Genomic DNA, 19,017 nt, shown 5'->3' on the forward strand with positions numbered 1-19,017 from the left:
TCAGCTCAGGACTTGCTTGTTAGCATTGATCAGTTGGCGCAACTGCCCCATGTCTATCAGTTTTATCTGTTTGCCTTGCGCCTCTATCAGCCCTTGTTCGTGAAACTTGGAAAACGTGCGTGAGACAGTTTCGAGTTTCAAACCCAGGTAGCTGCCAATCTCCTGACGAGTCATGCGTAGCACGAACTCAACGGAGGAATACCCCAGATGGCGATAACGTTCCGAGAGATTCAGAAGAAAGGCTGCTACGCGCTCTTCGGCCTTCATGGTGCCCAGTAACAGCATGACATTGTGTTCGCGCATGATTTCACGGCTCATGATGCGGTGTAGTTGGTGCTGCAAAGGTGGGAACTCGCGGGCGATGCGTTCCAGGTCGGTGTAGGGAAGGATGCAGACCTCGCTGTCTTCCAGAGCAATGGCATCGACCCCGTGCTGCTCTGTTGCTACGCCTTCAAAGCCGAGTAGCTCGCCGGGAACCTGGAAGCCGGTTATCTGGTCACGCCCATCGGTGGAGGTGATGCGTGTTTTGAAAAAACCGGCTCGCACGGCATACAGTGAATTGAAATCATCACCGACACGAAATACGTATTCTCCTCGCTTGATCCGTTTGCGCATTGACACCAGATTGTCGAGTTTTGCCAGATCAGTGGCTGGAATTCCACCCGGCACGCACAGGGTTCGGAGGCTACAGGTGGCGCAGGCGTCAGTGAGAGGCTTGTGGACGTGTATCTGAGGGCACTCATTGCACTGGGTCGAGGGATTGTTCATGTTCCTATACGTCGCTCATGTCTTTAAGCCCTTCGTCATTGATCGAAAGATCGTTGACATTAATCAAATCCGAATTTGACCACTTCGGTGATAGTACCATTATGAAAGAAGTCGACATTCGTGCCCCTAGATATACCAGTTATCCTACAGCTGACCGATTTGTCGAGGCTTTCGGGCCGGAAGACTATATCCGGCATCTGCAAGCTCGGGAAATGCGTCCGGCGGTACCGCTGTCGGTCTACGTTCACATCCCGTTCTGCAGTGCTCTTTGTTACTACTGTGCGTGCAGCAAGAAGATTACTCGCAATTACGAGAAGGCCGAACGCTATGTGAGACATCTTGTGGCAGAGTTGTCGCTGGTAGACGCCAGGCTTGGAGGTGATCGACGCCTGTTGCAACTGCACCTGGGTGGTGGCACGCCAACCTTTTTGAAAGAAAGAGAGCTGAGAATACTCATGAGTGCTCTTCGTGAGCATTATGCGCTGTCATCTTCCGGTGAATACTCCATAGAAGTGGACCCACGCACGGTTGATGATGAAAAAATGGCGCTGTTGAGCGAGCTTGGCTTCAACCGTATCAGTCTGGGGGTGCAGGATTTTGATCGTCAGGTGCAAACGGCCATCAATCGAGTGCAACCTGAAACACTGGTGCAATCTGTTCTGGATCGAGCCCGGTCACTGGGTTTTGAATCGACCAATTTCGATCTCATCTATGGCTTGCCCAGGCAGACACTGGCCGGGTTCGAGAAAACGATCGACTCTGTCATTGCCATGCGTCCCGATCGAATCGCGTTGTACAGCTATGCACACATGCCTTTAGTGTTCAAATCGCAGCGACTCATCAGTATCAATGACATGCCGAACGTTGCAACCAGTCAGGCTGTTTTTCGGATGGCCAATGAAAGGCTGGAAGCGGCAGGTTACGAGTATATCGGTATGGATCACTATGCTTTGCCGGATGACCCATTGGCAAAGGCGCATCGTAACGGCCTGTTGCACCGGAATTTTCAAGGGTATACAACACAGCCAGATTGTGACCTGGTCGCTCTGGGGTCCAGTTCCATTAGTCGCATTGGCAGTTGTTACAGTCAGAATCAAAAGAGTACCAACGATTACAACGACTGTATCTCGCAGGGCATATTGCCGACTCAAAGGGGCCTTGAGCTATCCCGCGACGATATGCTCAGACGGGCGATTATCATGGCCATCATGTGCCAGGGAGAAGTCGACAAGGAGACTTTCGAAGTTAACTACCTGATTGATTTCAATCAGTATTTTGCCGAAGAGTTGTTGGCATTGGAGCCATTGATGCAAGCCGGTATGGTTGATGATGAATCAAGCCGCATCGTGGTAACGGCAACGGGCCGGCGTGAGGCGCTGCGTCTCATCAGTGCCTGCTTCGATCGTTACCTGAGCGATCAAAAGTCAAGGGCGCGTTATTCAAAGGTGCTTTAGTCCTGCGCCTCCCGGGAAGCTGACCCAGATATGTGACATCAGTAGGTATCGGTGTGGGTATCCAGCGACAGACGATCGGGTACAAACTCTCAGTAGTCGAATTACTGAAGCAATGTTCTGGCGGGTCGCTGATAGAATAGTGACTAGACGTCGTATGTATCACCAAATGCAATGGACGCCGCCTGTTTTTTCCGGCTACCGTGCCGTGTGAGGTATGTATATGGCTAGAACATGGTTGGTACGACTTTCAATGGTACTTGCGTGTTTCTCGTTGCTTAGTTGCAAAGTTGAACCAGTATCCCGGTTGTCTGGACAATTAGAACCGTTTTACGGTAAGTACACCGGAACAAGCGAATCACCAGAAGGTAGAGGCGAGGTTGCCGATCGTGACCTGACGGTATCTATCCAGCCCTTGGAGAAGAACGGCTTTTCGGTCAACTGGACGACCGTGATTCACACTGCCGACGGGCAGAAGAAAAAGAGTGCGCCTTCCATTGATTTCTACCCGTCTTCCAGGCCCGGCCTTTTTGTATCTGCAATGAAAACCGATGTATTTGGACATACTGTGCCCTACGATCCTATCGCCAAGGACGGAAACCCCTATGTATGGGCAGGGCTGGATGACACGACACTGACGGTATCGGCGTTGTATATTCTTGATGGCGGTGGTTACGAAGTACAGGTATACAAGCGCTCGCTCAATGAATCTGGCTTATCTCTGGAATTTGAAAGGATAAAAGATGGTGAGCCAATGACCCGAATTTCCGCTCAGCTGAACCCCGTACCGCGTTGACACCTATCTCATGAAACTGAGCTGTCGGTTCTTGTGAGCATATGGGATAGAGGGTGGGGGCTCTCAGCGGCCAGCCTCATGACAAGGCTGGCCGGCGTGCTACCGCTTCAAAATATTGACTGATCCGTCAGGTTCTGCCCGACCAGCTCAGGCTTCCGGGGCGAGTTTGTCCTGTGTATTCGTATCAAAGTCGCTGGCATCGTGGCGTTCATGCAGCTGAGAAGAAGGCTCACCAAACGTGCGGTTGACCATACGACCACGCTTAACGGCTTCACGCTCAGCGATTCGTTCGGCCCATGCCATGACGTTCTTGTATGAAGGGGTGTCCAGAAATTCAGCTGCTTCATAAACAGTGTTCAGCACCAATGCGCCATACCACGGCCAGATGGCCATATCGGCGATGGAATATTCGTCGCCTGCCATGTACTCATTGTTTGCCAGATGGCGATCCAGAACATCAAGCTGGCGTTTGGTTTCCATGGTGAACCGATCGATGCAATATTCAATCTTTACCGGCGCGTAAACATAGAAATGGCCAAAGCCGCCGCCAAGGTAGGGGGCACTGCCCATGAGCCAGAACAACCAGTTCATGCACTCGGTGCGCTTGGCAAAATCTGTCGGCAGGAATGCCCCGTATTTTTCTGCCAGGTACAGAAGAATAGAGCCGGACTCGAAAACCCGGGTAGGAGGCGTGGTGGTGTGATCCATCAGAGCAGGAATTTTCGAATTCGGGTTGACGTCGACAAAACCACTGCCGAACTGGTCTCCGTCACCGATTTTGATCAGATGTGCATCGTATTCGGCGGCACTGATGCCCTTCGCCAGCAGCTCTTCGAGCATGATGGTTACTTTCACCCCATTGGGTGTAGCCATTGAATAGAGCTGCAGCGGGTGCTTGCCGATCGGCAGTTCCTTGTCTTGTGTAGGACCTGCAATCGGACGGTTGATGCTGGCCCATTTACCGCCGCTGGCGGCATCCCAGGTCCAGACCTTGGGTGGGGTGTAATCAGGTAAATCGCTCATTGTTCTGTTTGTTCTGCGTTGGAGTTTGAAGAAGCACTCAAATAGAGAGACAGACTGTAGCAGGAGCTCATGGCACTAATGAAGCTACCTTACGGCGAATTAAAGTTGCATCAGTCAGGATGTGCGTTTCGTTTGCCAGATGCTGCCACCTCGACACCAGTCTGGTTTACACTAGCGGGTTCCCCGTCACTGGCACACAGCACCGATTTCCATGAACGCAGGCGGTATTGATTTCGGCACATCCAACTCCAGTGTCGGTTATTTGAAAAGCGGTGAGCCCACCCTGTTAGCGTTTGGTGAGGACGGCTATTCCGTGCCCACAGCCATCTTCTATTCGGCAGAATCTGCTGAGGTCTACTTCGGCAAACAGGCGGTTTCGCAATACACCGAAGAGGTTGAAGGTCGGTTGTTGCGTTCCTTGAAATCCATCCTGGGTTCCTCCCTGATGGGCGAGAAGACTGCGATCCGGAACCGGCGAGTTGCTTTCAGTGACATCATTCAGGACTTCTTCGGTTTCCTTCGAGTCACCCTGGCGAGTCAGGGGCAAGCGGATATGAACCAGGTCGTGTTGGGCAGGCCTGTGCACTTCGTGGACGATAATCCGGAAATGGATCGGCTGGCAGAGCGGCAATTGCGCGAAATTGCCGAAAAGTCAGGATTCGAGCATGTGGAGTTTCAGTTCGAACCCGTCGCCGCCGCACTCACCTACGAGAGCAAGCTGCAGGATGAGCAACTGGCTCTGGTTGTCGATATTGGCGGTGGTACGGCCGATTTCAGCATTATCCGCCTGTCTCCCGAGAGGCATCGGCAGGCCGACAGGACAAGTGATATCCTGTCCACGGTGGGTATCCACATTGGTGGTACGGATTTCGACCGATTGCTGAGTCTGCATTCCCTGATGCCATTGCTGGGGATGGGGACGCTGGTCAAAGGCACCACAAGACAGTTGCCGAATTCTACCTACTACGATCTGGCTACCTGGCACCGTATTCCGCTCTTGTACAACAATGCAACTGAGCAGAAAATTCGCCAGATTCAGCTCGATGCGGCCGAAGCCGACAAGGTGCGCCTGCTTGGCGAGGTCGTATCGCGCAAACTGGGGCATGCGCTGGCAAGAAAGGTGGAGCAATCCAAGATCAAGCTGTCTGCCAGTGGCATCAGCGAATGTCTGTTACAGGGGCTATCCCGCGATTTGCAGACCGTTATCAGTCGCGATGAATTCGAAACCGCCATCGGTTCGGTGGTTGAGCGTCTGAGCCACTGTGTGTCGACAGCATTGCTTGACTCACAAATACGGCCAGAGGCCATTACCCGCGTTTTTTATACGGGAGGAACCTCTGCCGTACCTTTGCTACGGCAGCAGTTCGGTGAAATGTTTCCCTCAGCTCAACATGTGCAGGGGGATACCTTCGGCAGCGTGGGTCTGGGGTTGACTATTGATGCCGCCAGACGATTTGCCTGATTGTTTCACGAACCCTAAGAGCAGGGCTCAGGAAGCCTTTGTCAGCAGCGCGTTGATGGCGGTTGGGTCCAGTTTGAATCGATCTGCAATATCCACGATCTGACGTACTGTTTCATCATCGACTGGAATGCCATGATCGGTACGTTGCTGACGGTTCTGATGCTCTGTCTCGCCAGGCAGGAGTACCGCGGGGGTGCCAACAGCGGGTTGCCGGGATTTGATGAAGTTGTAGAACTCCTCTGTTCGCTGTTCGATAGCCTTTCTACTGTCGAAAGCGCTGGGATCGATAATGATGGAAAACATGTTGTTGATGACCCCATGGGGCAGGTGTTCCATCGTGGCTACCGTGTCGGTGCTTGACAGGGCACCTGCCAGCAGTTCGACGAATATTCCCAGTCCTGATCCCTTGTGTGCACCGAATGCGCTGAGAGATCCCTGTCTTGATTGAGCCATGGGGTCAGGGTCGAGAGTCTCCAGGCCTTGCTCATCGATCAGACAGCCAGGCGGCACTTTCTCACCCTTGTTGCTTGCAACTCGGACTTTTCCGAAGGCAACGGTACTGGTTGCAATATCCAGCAAAGGTTTGGCCTGACCTTTGAGCGGCATTGCCATGCTGATCGGATTGGTTGAGAAGCCACTTTCGCGTGCACCGAAGGGGGCAACAATAGGGGCATGGCCTACGACATTGACCATGTGAATGGAGACATAGCCACGGGCTGCGCAGTACTCTGAATAGGTGCCGACACGCGAAACATGACCTGAGTCTCGCAAAGCCAGAATAGCCACCTTGTGTTCTGGCACACACTTCATTGCATGGTCCAGTGCCAACAGAGCCATACGGTGACCGAAGCCACGTTTGGCATCGACAACGGAAATGGCGCCCATGGGAGCATGCAGCAATGGTTCCTGATTGGGGACCAGGTTGCCGTCGAGTATCTGCTCGCCATATAAGGGCAGCATGCCGATACCGTGCGAATCATGTCCGGTCAGATTGGCATCGGTGAGGTGGCTGGCAACGATGTCAGCTTCGTTCTCATTGCAACCGAATCCTTTCAATACTGCAGTGGCGAATTGTTTGACCGACTGGCTTGTATAGTTTGATGCAACAGGCATAAGGGACCCTTGAATGTAGTGTGCTTTTCAGTTCAGCAATGAGTGTACTTGTTTGCCTGTCAACAGGGACTGTCTCAAGGTACACTAGTGCTTGTTATTTTTAATGAACGCTACATGTCATTCAACGCATTTGCCATGCCCTCCAGCCTGACTCAGGTACTTGATCAGCTGGGGCTGCAAGTACCAACGCGAGTGCAGCAAGAGCTTTTTCCGGTCGTTGTCGAAGGCCGTGATGTGCTGGTATCAGCCAACACGGGCTCGGGCAAAACCCTGGCCTACTTGCTGCCACTGCTCAGTCAGGTTCTGGCGAGTGCTGGCAAACAGCGTGCCTGCACTCTGGTTGTCGTGCCTACTCGAGAACTGGTCGGTCAGCTGGCAAAAGTGCTCGGCGACTTTGCCCAGATTCCAGGTGGCTGCAAAGTGGCTACGCTGGCTGGTGGTTCTTCGATCAATACGCAACTGATGCAATTGCGTGGCGGGGCTGATTTCATTCTGGCCACACCTGGACGATTGCTTGATGTCATCAAGCACAACGGCATTGATAAAAGCAGTATCGATGTCCTGGTACTGGATGAGGCCGATCGTTTGCTCGATGAAGGCTTTCAGGATCAGCTGGATGAACTCATCGCAGAGTTTCGTCCTCGTCAACGTTTGATGGTCTCAGCAACCTACTCAAGGAAAGTTCGCGCAAAAGCGGGCTGGATATTGAAAAATCCGGTTTTTCTGGATCTGGCAACAGCGGTTGAGCAGGTGCGGCACCGAGCGGTGGAAGTTGATGAGCAGCGTCGAAAAGAATTGCTGTTGTTTCTGTTTGAACAGGACCTTGCAGCACCTGCCCTGATTTTTGCAGCTGACAGAAGAGGTGCTGAAAAGCTGGCAGAAAACCTGTCCAAGGCTTCAATAAAAGCCGCTGTATTGCATGGCAAATTGTCCATGGCGCAGCGCGCCAACGTGCTCAGACAGTTGGAAGATGGCGATTTACAGGCATTGGTCGCAACTGATCTTGCCGCGCGTGGCATCGATGTGCCCAGTCTGCCGGTGGTCATCAATTATGATCTGCCCCGATCGGTCGAGTTATATACCCATCGAATCGGACGCACGGCACGTGCAGGTCTGACGGGCGAGGCCATCAGTCTGGTCGACATTAATAGCGAGGCTCATCTGGCGTTGATCGAGAAGCGACTGAATATCAGTATTCCCCGAGAACAGATAGAAGGATTTGAACCGAAAAATGCGCTGCAAAGAGTCGTACCGCTGAACGATGGCAACGGTGGGATCAAGGGCAAGCGCATGAGCAAGAAAGACAAGTTGCGTGCCGCTGCCGCACGCTCTGCGGGCCATTCCGATGAGTCCGATTCAAACTGAAGCCGGTATGTAACTGCGGCCACTTCATTACCAGGGCCCCACCGGGCTTCCACCTACTCAAGGAGTCAGTCATGTTGAATTTTGGAATCATGTCTACCGCGAAGATCGGTAGAGATCATCTTGTTCCGGCCATCCAGCAGGCCGACGGCGCACGCCTTGAAGGCGTTGCTTCTCGCGATGGTGGGCGGGCAGCGAAGATGGCAGATCATTTCAATGCACCGCAGTCTTTTGATAGCTACGAGGCCATGCTGGAATCGAAGGATATCCATGCTGTCTATATCCCGCTGCCCACCTCACAGCATGTTGAATGGGCGCATAAAGCTATTCTTGCAGGCAAACATGTCCTGGTTGAAAAGCCACTGGCACTCAAGGCCAGCGAGATAAACAAGCTGATCAAGGCACGTGATAAAGCCGGAGTGATCGTCTCGGAGGCCTATATGGTCACCTACCATCCACAGTGGCTGAAGGTTCGTGAACTGCTCAAGAAAGGCACGATTGGTACGTTACGTCATATAGATGCCTCGTTTACCTACTTCAACACCGATGCTGGCAACATGCGTAATCAGGTTGAGCTGGGTGGTGGTGCATTGCCTGATATCGGTGTTTATCCGACCGTCTGTGCACGCTTTGCAACAGGTCTGGAGCCAGTATCAGCCACGGCTTCAGTGGAGTATGATCCGACCTTCAAGACTGATCGCTATGCCAATATTCAGCTTGAGTTCGAGAAGGTGAACATGAGTTTCTATGTCAGTACGCAGATGGCAAACCGGCAGACGATGGTCTTTCATGGTGACAAGGGCTTTATCGAACTCAGTGCACCGTTCAATTCCAATCTGTATGAAGGTGATGAGGTTCGGGTACACAATGCCAAGCATAGCGATACGCGCATCTACCGTTTCACCGGAGTGAATCAGTATCGACTGGAGATTGAGGCATTCTGTCGCGCGGTCGCAGGCAAGAAGCAAACTTGTTTCACCCTGGAAGAATCCATTCTCAATCAGAAGGTCATCGATGCAATCTACAAATCAGGCAAGAGTGGCAAGCGCGTCAAGGTTTGAGCAGAGGAATCAATAATGCAAGCCAGTGAAAGCGGTAATGCACAGGCCGAGGTAGAGGCCGTCGACCGGGTCATCAGGGCGCGCAAGACCAGCAAACTGATGTTGGAGCCGGATAACAAGGGCGAGTCCGCTGTTGTCTGGACCGAAGAGCAGGCGAAGGCCTTGCGTACGATGGTCGAAGGGGCGGCCTGGGCGCCTTTTCATAAACGTGCCGATGAGCAGGTGCATCGCCAGGGGGTTCTTGATTCAGTCGTGCCCTGGCGGTTTCACGTACTGGAGCCTGCGGCCTGTCGATCGTTGATGCAGTTTTTGCAACGCCAGTCTGACAATCAGCCAGATTCCAAATGGAGTCGGGCCTGGCAGTCCAAGATCAAGAACATGCTGGCTGCCTGTGGGGCTCTGGTGCAGGCCACCTGGCTGCCAGATCCTGGTGCCGAGGGACAGAGTCCTGAACTGTCTGCCAACAACATCGAGCATATTGCCGCCAGTGGTGCTGCCATACAGAATCTACTGCTGGCAGCTGAGGCACGAGGCTGGAGCAGCTACTGGTCCAGTGGCGGCATTCTGCGTGATGAAGAAGTATTTGATCACCTGGGAATAGGTCGCAACGAGGTGTTGCTTGGATCATTGTTTCTGGCGCCAGCCGTGGTGACAGATAGCAAGTTGATACCCGGTGGTTTGCGTGACCAGCGCGGCCCGGTGGAAGGCTGGGCACGCTGGGTCACACTAGCTGACTAAAACAACAGGCTATTGCTGGGTCAGTACGTCCCAGCAAGCTCCCATGGTGTGATAGTCAGTCTTTCCCGGTGGGGATTTCTGATTGTCGACAGCGGCACCTTCACGCGTACGGATACGAAACCAGGCGCCGTGTTTGTGATCAATCAGGTGCTGCCAGCTGTATTCCCACAAACGATTGTAATCGTCCAGGTAGCGGGACTCGCCGGTCAGTTTGTGCAGGCGCCAGGCGGCTGCAAAGGCTTCGGCGTGTACCCAGAAGTACTTGTGTGCATCACTGAATGAGCCATCCGGTGCAAACCCATAAACCAGGCCGCCATATTGATCATCCCAGCCCTTTGTCATGGCAGCGTCAAACAATTGGGCAGCACGTTGTACCCAAACAGGATTCGGACTTTCCTGATTCAGTGTCAGTAGTAGTTTGGTCCATTCAACCTGGTGGCCAGGCTGGAAGCCCCAGGGCTTGAAAAGATCATCCGGCTTGTCGATGTTGTACTGCATATCGAGTTGCCAGTTTGTATCGTAGTGCTCCCAGATGAGCCCGTCATTGATGGCTGCCAGTTCCACCGCGAAGCGTTGCGCGAGCAATTGCGCGCGTTCCAGATATCGAGCCTGCCCGGTTGCCTGGTAGGCGGCGAGCAATGCCTCACAGCTGTGCATGTTTGCATTTTGCCCACGGTAGGGGTCCAGCACTTCCAGTTCGCTGTCCAGCTCATCGGCATAAGCCCGGCCTTCGGAATCCCAGAAATTCTCTTCCATGAAGTTCCAGACTTCATCGATGGTATCGCTGGCCTCCTTGATGCCTGCCTGAACACAACTGGCAGCAGCAAGCATCACGAATGCGTGGCCATAGGCCATGGCACGCCCATCGGTTACCTGGCCGTTTTCGATGACCCAGGCGTAGCAGCCTGAGGGCTGCCGATGAACGTCTTGCAAGTATTTGAAGCCTGCTACAGCCCATTCCCGGTGCTGTTCATTGCCATGAAAACGATAGGCGGTGGCGTAGTTGAATACGAAGCGCGTTGAGCTGACCAGGTGGCGCATCTGTGGGTCATAGACGCTGCCATCATCCAGGAAACACTGGTGAAAGCCGCCATCCGGAGCGATGACGTGTGGTTCGTAGAAATTCAGAATCGACTGGATGTGCTGACGTAGAAAATCCGCTGAACTAAACTGGGGAGATTGTGGTGTATTCATAGCCTGATGAGTCGTGGATAGCTAGTTTTTTCACGAGCCCTCAGTATAGTCAACAGAACAGGAGCAGAGCCAGTGCCTTTAGCGATGAACCGGGAAGTTTTTATCACCTGCGCAATAACGGGCTCAGGATCCACCCAGGACAAGAGCCCCCATGTTCCGCGCTCGCCAGAGCAGATTGCCAACAGTGCCATCGATGCTGCGCGGGCCGGCGCCGCTATTGTGCACTGTCACGTGCGGGATCCTGAAACAGGAGCTCCCAGGCGGGATGTGGAGTTGTATCGGGAGGTCACGCAGCGTATTCGTGACAGTGAGGTCGATGTTGTATTGAACCTGACGGCTGGCATGGGCGGAGACATCGTGTTCGGCGGTGTTGAATCGCCTTTGCCTGTCGTTGCCGGCACCGACATGGTCGGCGCCACCGAGCGGGTGGCTCATATAGCCGCCTGTCTGCCGGAAATATGCACGCTGGATTGCGGCACCATGAATTTTGCCGAAGCCGATTACGTCATGACAAACACCCCCGGTATGTTGCGTGCCATGGGGAAGATGATTACGCAGTTGGGGGTCAAGCCTGAAATAGAAGCATTTGATACCGGTCACCTGTGGTTTGCCAAAGAGCTGGTTCGAGAAGGCGTTCTGGATGCCGATGCTCTGGTGCAGTTATGCATGGGCGTTCGTTGGGGGGCACCAGACGACCTGAACACCTTCCTGGCAATGGTCAACAATGTACCCTCCGGCTGGTGCTGGTCCGCTTTTGCTCTGGGTCAGAATGAATTGCCGTATGTTGCCGCATCGGTGCTCGCTGGTGGCAATGTCAGGGTCGGTCTGGAAGATAATCTGATGCTGGCTAAAGGTCAGCTCGCAACCAATGCACAATTGGTTGAGCGGGCAGTTAACATTATTGAAAACATGGGGGCCAAGGTGATCGGGCCTGCTCAGGTTCGCGAAAAACTGAATCTGACCAAGAGAGCTCCTGCATGAGCAGCGTGGTAGAGACAAAGACTCCGATAGCGGTGAACACGGCAGCTTGTATCGGTGGCGGTGTCATCGGTGCCGGATGGGTTGCGCGACTCATTGAAAACGGTCTGTCGGTCAGAGTCTACGATCCCATGCCGGATGCAGCGGCGCGCATGCAGCCAGTGCTGGACAATGCTGATCGTGCCTATGCAAAGCTGACCATGGCGCAGCGACCGAAAAAGGGAGAGCTTGTTTTCTGCGCCTCGATCGAAGCGGCGGTCAGTTCAGCTCAATGGATCATTGAAAGTGTGCCCGAGCGACTCGCGCTCAAGCAATCGATCTATGCTGAAATTGAAGAGCATGCGGCTGTGGATGCCATCATTGTCTCTTCCACCTCTGGCATCATGCCCAGCGATTTGCAAGCCCAGATGCAGCACCCGGGACGCCTGATCGTTGCACACCCATTCAATCCGGTCTATCTGTTGCCAGTGGTCGAGCTGGTTGCAGGTAAGCTAACTGATGCGGGCATCATTGATACCGCGCGAACTTTCTACAGTTCTCTGGGCATGAAGCCCATCCATGTGAAACGCGAAATCGAAGCCTTTGTTGCAGATCGATTGCTTGAGGCCATCTGGCGTGAATCTCTGTGGCTGATCAAAGATGGCATCACGACGACCGAAGATCTGGACGATATCGTTCGGTTTGGTTTCGGTCTTCGTTACGCTCAGATGGGTGTTTTTGAAACCTATCGAATTGCTGGTGGGGAGGCTGGCATGCGTCATTTTCTGGAACAGTTTGGTCCCTGCCTGACCTGGCCCTGGACAAAACTGATGGATGTGCCTGAATACAATGAGGAGCTGGTTGAGCTGATTGCCGGGCAATCAGACCAGCAATCGGGGCATAGGGGAATTCGTGAGCTTGAGAGAATTCGTGACGATAACCTGGTGGCTATTCAGCAGGCACTCAAAGCGAACAACTGGGGGGCAGGGGTCATACTTGCCGATTACGAAAAGAAGCTGTTCGACGCAGGTGCGGCTGTAGCGAATGGTGGCACAGGCGCAGAGTCCGAAATTGATTATTCGCAACCTATACGCACCACCGAACGGCGCATTCCGCCTGACTGGACTGATTACAACAATCACATGAACGAGGCGCGTTATCTACAGTGTTTCGGAGATGCGACAGATGCGTTCATGCGCATGATTGGCTGTGATGCTGAGTACATGGCGTCGGGTGGTTCGTTTTTTACCGCAGAAACCCATATACGTCATCTGGATGAAGTACGAGTCAATGAGCCTGTCTATACCCTGACCCAAGTGCTTATGGGTGAGGGCAAGAAAATGCAGCTGTTTCATGGCCTGCATCACGGCGACGGACGACTGCTGGCCACCGGTGAGCATATGCTGATCCATGTCTCACTGGAGACACGTGCAGCTTGTGTCCCTGGAGCTGCAGTGGCACAAGAACTTGCCCGGATTGTCGCACTGCAGGCCAGTTTGCCATTGCCAGAGGGGGTGGGACGGGCAGTTGGGCAGGTGCGGGTGCAAGCGCGGGTGGTTGAGCAAACACAGAATCCAACGGAAGATAATTCATGAATTTTGGTCTGAGCGAAGAGCAGGTACTGATTGTCGATACGACCCGCGCTTTCGTCGAGAAGGAGTTGTATCCACACGAGGCCCAGGTCGAGCGTACTGGCGTTCTGGAAAGAGATGTATTGGAACAGATCAAGAGCAAAGCCATCGAGGCTGGCTTGTATGCGGCTAACATTCCAGAAGAATTCGGCGGTGCCGGATTGGATACCGAGACCTGGATGCTCTATGAAAAGGAATTGGGTAAGGCCAACTATGCGCTGCATTGGACCGGCGTCGCCAGACCTTCCAATATTCTGTGTGCAGGCAATGCGGAGCAACGCGAAAAGTATTTGCTGCCGTGTGTTGCGGGTGAAAAATCGGACTGTCTGGCCATGTCAGAGCCCGGAGCCGGTTCAGATTTACGCGGCATGCAGGCCACGGCCAAGGCTGATGGTGATGACTGGATTCTCAATGGCAGCAAGCATTTCATCTCTCATGCTGACCATGCAGATTTTGCCATTTGTTTCATGGCCACGGGAGAGGAGGAAACGGCTCGTGGCAAGAAAAAACTGATCACAGCGTTTTTTGTAGACATGGGTACTCCGGGTTTTCATGTGCGTGACGGTTATCGCAATGTGTCCCATCGGGGCTATACAAACTCCATCCTCGAATTTGATAACTGTCGTATCCACAAGCGTCAGATGCTGGGAGAGGTGCATAAAGGCTTTGATGTGGCTAACAACTGGTTGGGTGCCACTCGATTGCAGGTGGGAGCCACCTGTCTGGGGCGCGCTGAACGCGCGTTTGCTCATGCCCTGGAGTATGCGGCGCAGCGCAAGCAGTTCGGTCAGAGCATCGGTAAATTTCAGGGCGTGTCCTTCAAGTTGGCCGATATGGCTACCGAGATGAAAGCGGCTGAACTCTTGATCATGCAAGCGGCCTGGGCCTATGACAACGGCACAGTCAGTGATGCGGACATGGCTATGGCCAAGTTGAAGGCAACAGAGATGCTGGCCATGGTGGCTGATGAAGCCATCCAGATTCACGGTGGTATGGGGCTTATGGACGAGTTGCCACTGGAGCGAATCTGGCGCGATGCGCGGATAGAACGCATCTGGGAAGGCACATCGGAGATACAGCGGCATATCATTTCACGCGCGCTCTTGCGTCCGTTGGGCGGCTGACACAATCATCACCTATACTGCCTGTAAACAACTTCTAAGGACGCCAGCATGAACGAATCAGAGTCGATCAAAACACGCATCCGGGGCGCCATACTCGAAGTTGTTATCGATAGACCCAAGGCCAATGCAGTGGATCTGGCAACCAGCCGTGTCATGGGCGAGGTTTTTCGCAACTTCCGTGATGACCCGGCGCTTCGAGTTGCCATTCTGACGGGCGCCGGTGAAAAATTCTTTTGCCCGGGATGGGACCTCAAGGCTGCCAACGACGGTGATGCGGTCGACGGTGACTATGGTGTGGGTGGCTTTGGTGGTTTGCAGGAGCTGCCGCATCTGAACAAACCTGTCATCGCAGCCGTTAATGGCATTTGCTGCGGTGGCGGTCTGGAGATCGCATTGTCTTGCGATATCATTCTGGCCGCTGAGGGTGCCAGCTTTGCATTACCTGAGATCAATTCGGGCACCGTGGCAGACGCGGCCTCCATCAAGCTGCCAAAGCGCATTCCCTATCACGTGGCGATGGAAATGTTGCTGACGGGACGCTGGTTCGATGTTGTCGAGGCTCAACGCTGGGGAATAGTGAATCATGTCTATCCTGCCGGAGAGTTACTGAACGAGGCCTGGGAGCTGGCTGAGCGTCTGGCTGCGGGGCCGCCACTGGTTTTTGCGGCCATCAAGGAGATTGTTCGGGATGCCGAAGACAGCAATTTTCAGGATTCGATGAACCGCATCACTAAGCGTCAGCTGAAAACGGTCGATACCCTCTATGGATCAGAGGATGCGGCAGAGGGAAGCAGAGCATTCAGCGAGAAACGGGATCCTGTCTGGAAAGGTGTTTGAGGCGTAGTACACGTTTTCAGATATCTAACCACGCGGGAACGACTGTTCGACTCTGCAAAGGCGGGCGGTAGTCACAGATGCACAAGACTGACAGAGACAACCAGACGTGAATAAATCGGTAAGCGATCGAACGACGACCAATAAGGCCCTGCGCCTGAATCTGGATGAGAAGAAGTACGGCACGATTGCAGAGATCGGCGCAGGGCAGGAAGTGGCTCGGCATTTTTTTCTGGCAGGTGCCGCGGCCGGAACGATCGCCAAAACGATCTCAGCCTACGATATGCAGTTCTCGGATGCCATTTATGGCACTCAGGAAGGTGGGCGTTATGTCAGCCAGGCGCGCGTCAAGGCCATGCTGGACAAGGAGTTTGCTCTGGTAGTCTCGCGGGTGGGGACTTCGCGCTCGCGTTCCTCACGTTTTTTCTCCTACGCGACAACGGTATCGGCCAAAAGCTTTAACAGAGACAACGAGTGTCATGCCTGGTGTGGCATTCGCATACAGATGTATCCCGGTGCTGAACCTTCCGACATTACCGTGCATGTGCGCATGCTGGAGAATACGGCCGAGCAGCAACAGGACACACTGGGTATTCTGGGTGTCAATCTGATCTATGCCTCGTTCTATTATTTCGAGGATCCGCGCAAGATCATAGACTCACTCACTGATGGCTTGAACCCGGAAAGTATCGAAGTGGATTCGATCGAATTTCTCGGTCCTTATTTCGAGGATCTGGATAACAGAGGCATGAACCTGCACTTGATCCGCAGCTGGAAAACGCGAGCCATCATGTTCAAACCGGACGGGCAGATTGCGGTGCCTGCCGAACTGCTCTACAAGAAAAACGTACTGACCACTCGTGGCTCATTCAAGCCGGTAACCCGACTGAATGTGGACATGATCGAACAGGGGTTCGAAGCGTTCAAGCAACACGACGGTGTGGGTGAAGATAATTCCATCGTGCTGGCCGAAATATCACTCAACGATGCTTACGGCAAGGATTTGATGGTGCCGGAAGAGGATTTGCTGGCCAGAGTCAGTCTGCTTAACTCTTTGGGTTACAGCGTCATGGTCTCGGATTACACGCGATACTTTTCGTTAAGAGCCTACTTCCGCCAGTTCACCGCATTGCAGATCGGCATTGTGTTGGGAATGATCAACGTCAAGGAGATCTTTGACGAAAAGCGTTATGTCGGTGTCGAAGGTGGAATGCTGGAAGGCTTTGGCAAGTTGTTCCCTGATCACACACGTCTGTTCGTTTATCCAGAGTTGAGCAACTCGGGTGAGCTGGCGGATTTCACGACTATCGAAGTGGGCGCGACCATGCGCTATCTGTACAAGCATCTGCTCGAGAATCAGTTCATATTCGGCATCAATTGCAGTGATACGGATCTGTTGAAAATCTACTCGCGCGATATTCTTGCCAAAATCCCCGGCGGACGCGGAGACTGGGAAAATCTTGTGCCTGAAACTGCAGCGGCCCTGATCATGGAAAACCGATTATTCGGTTTTCGCGGCTGACGGGCTGACAGAGTCAGCCCCCAGGGCCTTGGCTGCGGCAAATGTGATCAGCTGTTCACATCGACCACGACACGGCCCTTGACCTGACCCTTCAGGATCTGTTCTCCCAGTGCTGGCAAGTCCGACAAGGTGGCAGGCTGAATCATGGCTTCAAGTTTATCCATGGGCAGATCTGTGGATAGACGTTTCCAGGCTTGCAGCCTGTTCTCATACGGTTGCATGACCGAATCGATGCCCAGCAGGTTGACGCCACGCAGTAGAAAAGGGATGACGGTGGCAGGCAGGCTTGCTCCACCCGCCAGACCAACAGCGGCGGCGCTGGCACCATACTTCAACTGGCCCAGAATACGTGCGAGCATGGGGCCTCCCGCGACATCGATACAGCCAGCCCAGGCTTCAGCCTCGAGTGGACGTTTGACGGTTTCCTGCAACTCCTCTCGCGCCACAACCGTGGCGGCACCCAGGTTCTTGAGATAGTCAGCGGACTCAGGTCGACCTGTGACTGCTGCCACCTCATAACCCAGGGTGTGCAAAACGGCAGTCGCAATCGAACCGACGCCGCCAGCAGCGCCCGTGACCAGTACCGGTCCGGTGCCGGGTTTTAATCCATGCGTCTCCAGTGCCATGACAGCCAGCATGGCAGCAATGCCGGCCGTGCCAATGGCCATAGCCTGACGTGTGGTGAGTCCGTCGGGCAGGGGCACGAGCCAATCAGCCTTTACCGATGCCTTCTGCGAATAACCGCCCCACCAGGCTTCACCAACGCGCCAGCCAGTGAGAACAACCTTGTCACCGGCCTTGTAACGTGGGTCTGTTGAGGTTTCGACAGTGCCAGCAAAGTCGATTCCCGGAACGTGAGGGTAATTTCGTACCAGGCCACCGCCCGGGCCGACACACAGACCGTCTTTGTAGTTGACCGTGGAATACTCCACGGCAACCGTCACATCACCCTCTGGCAATTGTGCATCTTCAAGCTGTTCGATGGCGGCTGATGTTTTGCCATCGTCGTCCCGAGTGACTAGTAATGCCTGAAAGCTCATGTTTTTTCCCCTTGTTATTCGGCTCTGAAGAGGATGGTAAAACAAACCTTCAGACAAGTCGCGCTGTTAAACTGATGATCCCCCTCTACGGCCCTCAGTGGTAGTCAAGCGATGACAGATTCGCCCATCATCAATCTTTCAGGATACCGTTTCGTGCACCTGGACGACACGCAGGATATTCAGCAAAGGATGAAGCAGGCATTGAGCGATATCGGTGTGCAGGGTTCCATCATGCTGGCATCTGAAGGCATCAATGTGTCCATGGCGGGTACCGAGGAGCAGATGATTGCGGCTCGCAACTGGTTCAATGAAGACAGCCGCTTTGCCGGTTTATGGTTAAAGCAAAGCCTGTCTCGTCTTGTTCCCTATCGCCGTTTGCGTGTGCGGGTTCGCACTGAAATCATTGCCTTCGATGGGCAGGATTCTGAGGCACTGCAGGCGCAACGGCCACAGGCTCCTTCTATCTCTCCGGATACACTCAGCCAATGGCTGGATGAAGCCCGTGATATCACTTTGCTGGATACCAGAAACGATTACGAGATTGTTTCAGGAACGTTCCCGGCCTCTGTGCATATGGATATCAAGCATTTTCGGAATTTCAAGGCAGCCGTGACAAAGGCGCTGGAGGCGGGCACACTGGATAAGGAAAAACCGATGGTGACCTATTGTACGGGGGGGATTCGTTGTGAAAAAGCCGCCCCGTGGTTGCTGGAAAACGGATTTCGCGAGGTCTACCAGATAGAGGGCGGTCTGTTGAATTATCTGGAAACTTGCGGTTCACGCCACTGGCAGGGTGACTGTTTTGTATTTGATGAACGCGTCGAACTGACCCCCGAGCTTGTGCCTACCGGTGCCGGCCTGTGTTATCACTGTCAGCTGGCAGTGCCTGCGGGTACACAGTGTCGATGTCAGTTGGGCACGCACTAGACGGCTCTTATGGG

General features: G+C 53.6%; 17 protein-coding genes. 12 read left to right on the forward strand and 5 right to left on the reverse strand.

The window, feature by feature from the left end; all coding sequences use genetic code 11:
• Positions 1–768, reverse strand: coding sequence for a fumarate/nitrate reduction transcriptional regulator Fnr (fnr, locus tag IMCC3135_RS12525; protein WP_088917923.1), 768 nt, complete (start codon positions 766–768; stop codon positions 1–3).
• A 101-nt stretch (positions 769–869) separates the two neighbouring features.
• Between fnr and hemN the strand changes: the two genes are divergently transcribed.
• Both hemN and IMCC3135_RS12535 read left to right on the forward strand, forming a co-directional pair.
• A complete protein-coding gene (gene hemN / locus IMCC3135_RS12530) occupies positions 870–2,222 on the forward strand; it encodes an oxygen-independent coproporphyrinogen III oxidase (protein WP_205738020.1) in 1,353 nt (450 codons plus the stop codon).
• A 304-nt stretch (positions 2,223–2,526) separates the two neighbouring features.
• Positions 2,527–3,015 carry a hypothetical protein gene (locus IMCC3135_RS12535; RefSeq protein ID WP_088917925.1) on the forward strand — a complete coding sequence of 163 codons (489 nt, stop codon included), beginning with the start codon at positions 2,527–2,529 and terminating at the stop codon, positions 3,013–3,015.
• Between the two features lie 147 nt (positions 3,016–3,162).
• Here IMCC3135_RS12535 and yghU read toward each other — a convergent pair whose 3' ends face one another.
• Positions 3,163–4,038: a glutathione-dependent disulfide-bond oxidoreductase gene (yghU, locus tag IMCC3135_RS12540; RefSeq protein WP_088917926.1), complete on the reverse strand. Its 876-nt coding sequence runs from the start codon at positions 4,036–4,038 to the stop codon at positions 3,163–3,165.
• A gap of 211 nt (positions 4,039–4,249) precedes the next feature.
• On the opposite strand from yghU, the gene IMCC3135_RS12545 reads away from it, so the two are divergent.
• Complete coding sequence (locus IMCC3135_RS12545) at positions 4,250–5,500, forward strand: Hsp70 family protein (RefSeq protein WP_205738021.1); 1,251 nt, start codon at positions 4,250–4,252, stop codon at positions 5,498–5,500.
• Between the two features lie 27 nt (positions 5,501–5,527).
• Here IMCC3135_RS12545 and IMCC3135_RS12550 read toward each other — a convergent pair whose 3' ends face one another.
• Positions 5,528–6,613: a malate/lactate/ureidoglycolate dehydrogenase gene (locus tag IMCC3135_RS12550; protein ID WP_088917928.1), complete on the reverse strand. Its 1,086-nt coding sequence runs from the start codon at positions 6,611–6,613 to the stop codon at positions 5,528–5,530.
• A 114-nt stretch (positions 6,614–6,727) separates the two neighbouring features.
• Here IMCC3135_RS12550 and IMCC3135_RS12555 point away from each other — a divergent pair, with 114 nt between their 5' ends.
• The 3 genes from IMCC3135_RS12555 (at position 6,728) to IMCC3135_RS12565 (ending at position 9,774) form a co-directional block, all read left to right on the forward strand.
• The gene (locus IMCC3135_RS12555) at positions 6,728–7,978 is read left to right on the forward strand and encodes a DEAD/DEAH box helicase (RefSeq protein WP_088921821.1); all 1,251 of its coding nucleotides are present in this window, start codon (positions 6,728–6,730) and stop codon (positions 7,976–7,978) included.
• Positions 7,979–8,049: 71 nt separating this feature from the next.
• Positions 8,050–9,036, forward strand: coding sequence for a Gfo/Idh/MocA family protein (locus IMCC3135_RS12560; protein WP_088917929.1), 987 nt, complete (start codon positions 8,050–8,052; stop codon positions 9,034–9,036).
• Between the two features lie 15 nt (positions 9,037–9,051).
• A complete protein-coding gene (locus tag IMCC3135_RS12565) occupies positions 9,052–9,774 on the forward strand; it encodes a nitroreductase family protein (protein ID WP_088917930.1) in 723 nt (240 codons plus the stop codon).
• 9 nt (positions 9,775–9,783) lie between these two features.
• Here IMCC3135_RS12565 and IMCC3135_RS12570 read toward each other — a convergent pair whose 3' ends face one another.
• Complete coding sequence (locus IMCC3135_RS12570; RefSeq protein WP_088917931.1) at positions 9,784–10,968, reverse strand: AGE family epimerase/isomerase; 1,185 nt, start codon at positions 10,966–10,968, stop codon at positions 9,784–9,786.
• Between the two features lie 72 nt (positions 10,969–11,040).
• Between IMCC3135_RS12570 and bcoG the strand changes: the two genes are divergently transcribed.
• The 5 genes from bcoG (at position 11,041) to IMCC3135_RS12595 (ending at position 17,036) form a co-directional block, all read left to right on the forward strand.
• Positions 11,041–11,949 carry a 3-dehydrocarnitine:acetyl-CoA trimethylamine transferase BcoG gene (gene bcoG, locus IMCC3135_RS12575; protein ID WP_088917932.1) on the forward strand — a complete coding sequence of 303 codons (909 nt, stop codon included), beginning with the start codon at positions 11,041–11,043 and terminating at the stop codon, positions 11,947–11,949.
• Entirely contained in the window at positions 11,946–13,520 is a 1,575-nt protein-coding gene (locus IMCC3135_RS12580) for a carnitine 3-dehydrogenase (RefSeq protein ID WP_088917933.1), read from the forward strand. The genes bcoG and IMCC3135_RS12580 overlap by 4 nt, the downstream gene beginning before the upstream one ends.
• The gene (locus tag IMCC3135_RS12585) at positions 13,517–14,680 is read left to right on the forward strand and encodes an acyl-CoA dehydrogenase family protein (RefSeq protein ID WP_088917934.1); all 1,164 of its coding nucleotides are present in this window, start codon (positions 13,517–13,519) and stop codon (positions 14,678–14,680) included. Before IMCC3135_RS12580 ends, IMCC3135_RS12585 begins: the two co-directional genes overlap by 4 nt.
• Positions 14,681–14,728: 48 nt before the next feature.
• On the forward strand, positions 14,729–15,517 hold the full coding sequence (locus IMCC3135_RS12590) for a carnitinyl-CoA dehydratase (RefSeq protein ID WP_088917935.1): 789 nt from the start codon (positions 14,729–14,731) through the stop codon (positions 15,515–15,517).
• A gap of 106 nt (positions 15,518–15,623) precedes the next feature.
• Positions 15,624–17,036 (forward strand): nicotinate-nucleotide adenylyltransferase, encoded by a 1,413-nt coding sequence (locus tag IMCC3135_RS12595; RefSeq protein ID WP_088917936.1) that lies wholly within the window; start codon positions 15,624–15,626, stop codon positions 17,034–17,036.
• Between the two features lie 47 nt (positions 17,037–17,083).
• Here the strand turns inward: IMCC3135_RS12595 and IMCC3135_RS12600 are convergent, their stop codons facing one another.
• The gene (locus IMCC3135_RS12600) at positions 17,084–18,076 is read right to left on the reverse strand and encodes an MDR family oxidoreductase (RefSeq protein ID WP_088917937.1); all 993 of its coding nucleotides are present in this window, start codon (positions 18,074–18,076) and stop codon (positions 17,084–17,086) included.
• 111 nt (positions 18,077–18,187) lie between these two features.
• Between IMCC3135_RS12600 and trhO the strand changes: the two genes are divergently transcribed.
• Positions 18,188–19,003: an oxygen-dependent tRNA uridine(34) hydroxylase TrhO gene (trhO, locus tag IMCC3135_RS12605; protein ID WP_088917938.1), complete on the forward strand. Its 816-nt coding sequence runs from the start codon at positions 18,188–18,190 to the stop codon at positions 19,001–19,003.
• Positions 19,004–19,017 lie beyond the last annotated feature (14 nt).

The sequence above is a fragment of the Granulosicoccus antarcticus IMCC3135 genome (assembly GCF_002215215.1).
Taxonomy (GTDB): Bacteria; Pseudomonadota; Gammaproteobacteria; order Granulosicoccales; family Granulosicoccaceae; genus Granulosicoccus; species Granulosicoccus antarcticus.

Bases quoted from the DNA above. Each gene is read 5' to 3' on its own strand.
- trhO (WP_088917938.1), top strand. From the start codon at position 18,188: ATGACAGATTCGCCCATCATCAATCTTTCAGGATACCGTTTCGTGCAC.
- fnr (WP_088917923.1), bottom strand. From the start codon at position 768: ATGAACAATCCCTCGACCCAGTGCAATGAGTGCCCTCAGATACACGTC.
- IMCC3135_RS12570 (WP_088917931.1), bottom strand. From the start codon at position 10,968: ATGAATACACCACAATCTCCCCAGTTTAGTTCAGCGGATTTTCTACGT.
- IMCC3135_RS12600 (WP_088917937.1), bottom strand. From the start codon at position 18,076: ATGAGCTTTCAGGCATTACTAGTCACTCGGGACGACGATGGCAAAACA.
- IMCC3135_RS12545 (WP_205738021.1), top strand. From the start codon at position 4,250: ATGAACGCAGGCGGTATTGATTTCGGCACATCCAACTCCAGTGTCGGT.
- IMCC3135_RS12555 (WP_088921821.1), top strand. From the start codon at position 6,728: ATGTCATTCAACGCATTTGCCATGCCCTCCAGCCTGACTCAGGTACTT.
- IMCC3135_RS12550 (WP_088917928.1), bottom strand. From the start codon at position 6,613: ATGCCTGTTGCATCAAACTATACAAGCCAGTCGGTCAAACAATTCGCC.
- IMCC3135_RS12590 (WP_088917935.1), top strand. From the start codon at position 14,729: ATGAACGAATCAGAGTCGATCAAAACACGCATCCGGGGCGCCATACTC.
- IMCC3135_RS12585 (WP_088917934.1), top strand. From the start codon at position 13,517: ATGAATTTTGGTCTGAGCGAAGAGCAGGTACTGATTGTCGATACGACC.
- IMCC3135_RS12580 (WP_088917933.1), top strand. From the start codon at position 11,946: ATGAGCAGCGTGGTAGAGACAAAGACTCCGATAGCGGTGAACACGGCA.
- hemN (WP_205738020.1), top strand. From the start codon at position 870: ATGAAAGAAGTCGACATTCGTGCCCCTAGATATACCAGTTATCCTACA.
- IMCC3135_RS12565 (WP_088917930.1), top strand. From the start codon at position 9,052: ATGCAAGCCAGTGAAAGCGGTAATGCACAGGCCGAGGTAGAGGCCGTC.
- yghU (WP_088917926.1), bottom strand. From the start codon at position 4,038: ATGAGCGATTTACCTGATTACACCCCACCCAAGGTCTGGACCTGGGAT.
- IMCC3135_RS12560 (WP_088917929.1), top strand. From the start codon at position 8,050: ATGTTGAATTTTGGAATCATGTCTACCGCGAAGATCGGTAGAGATCAT.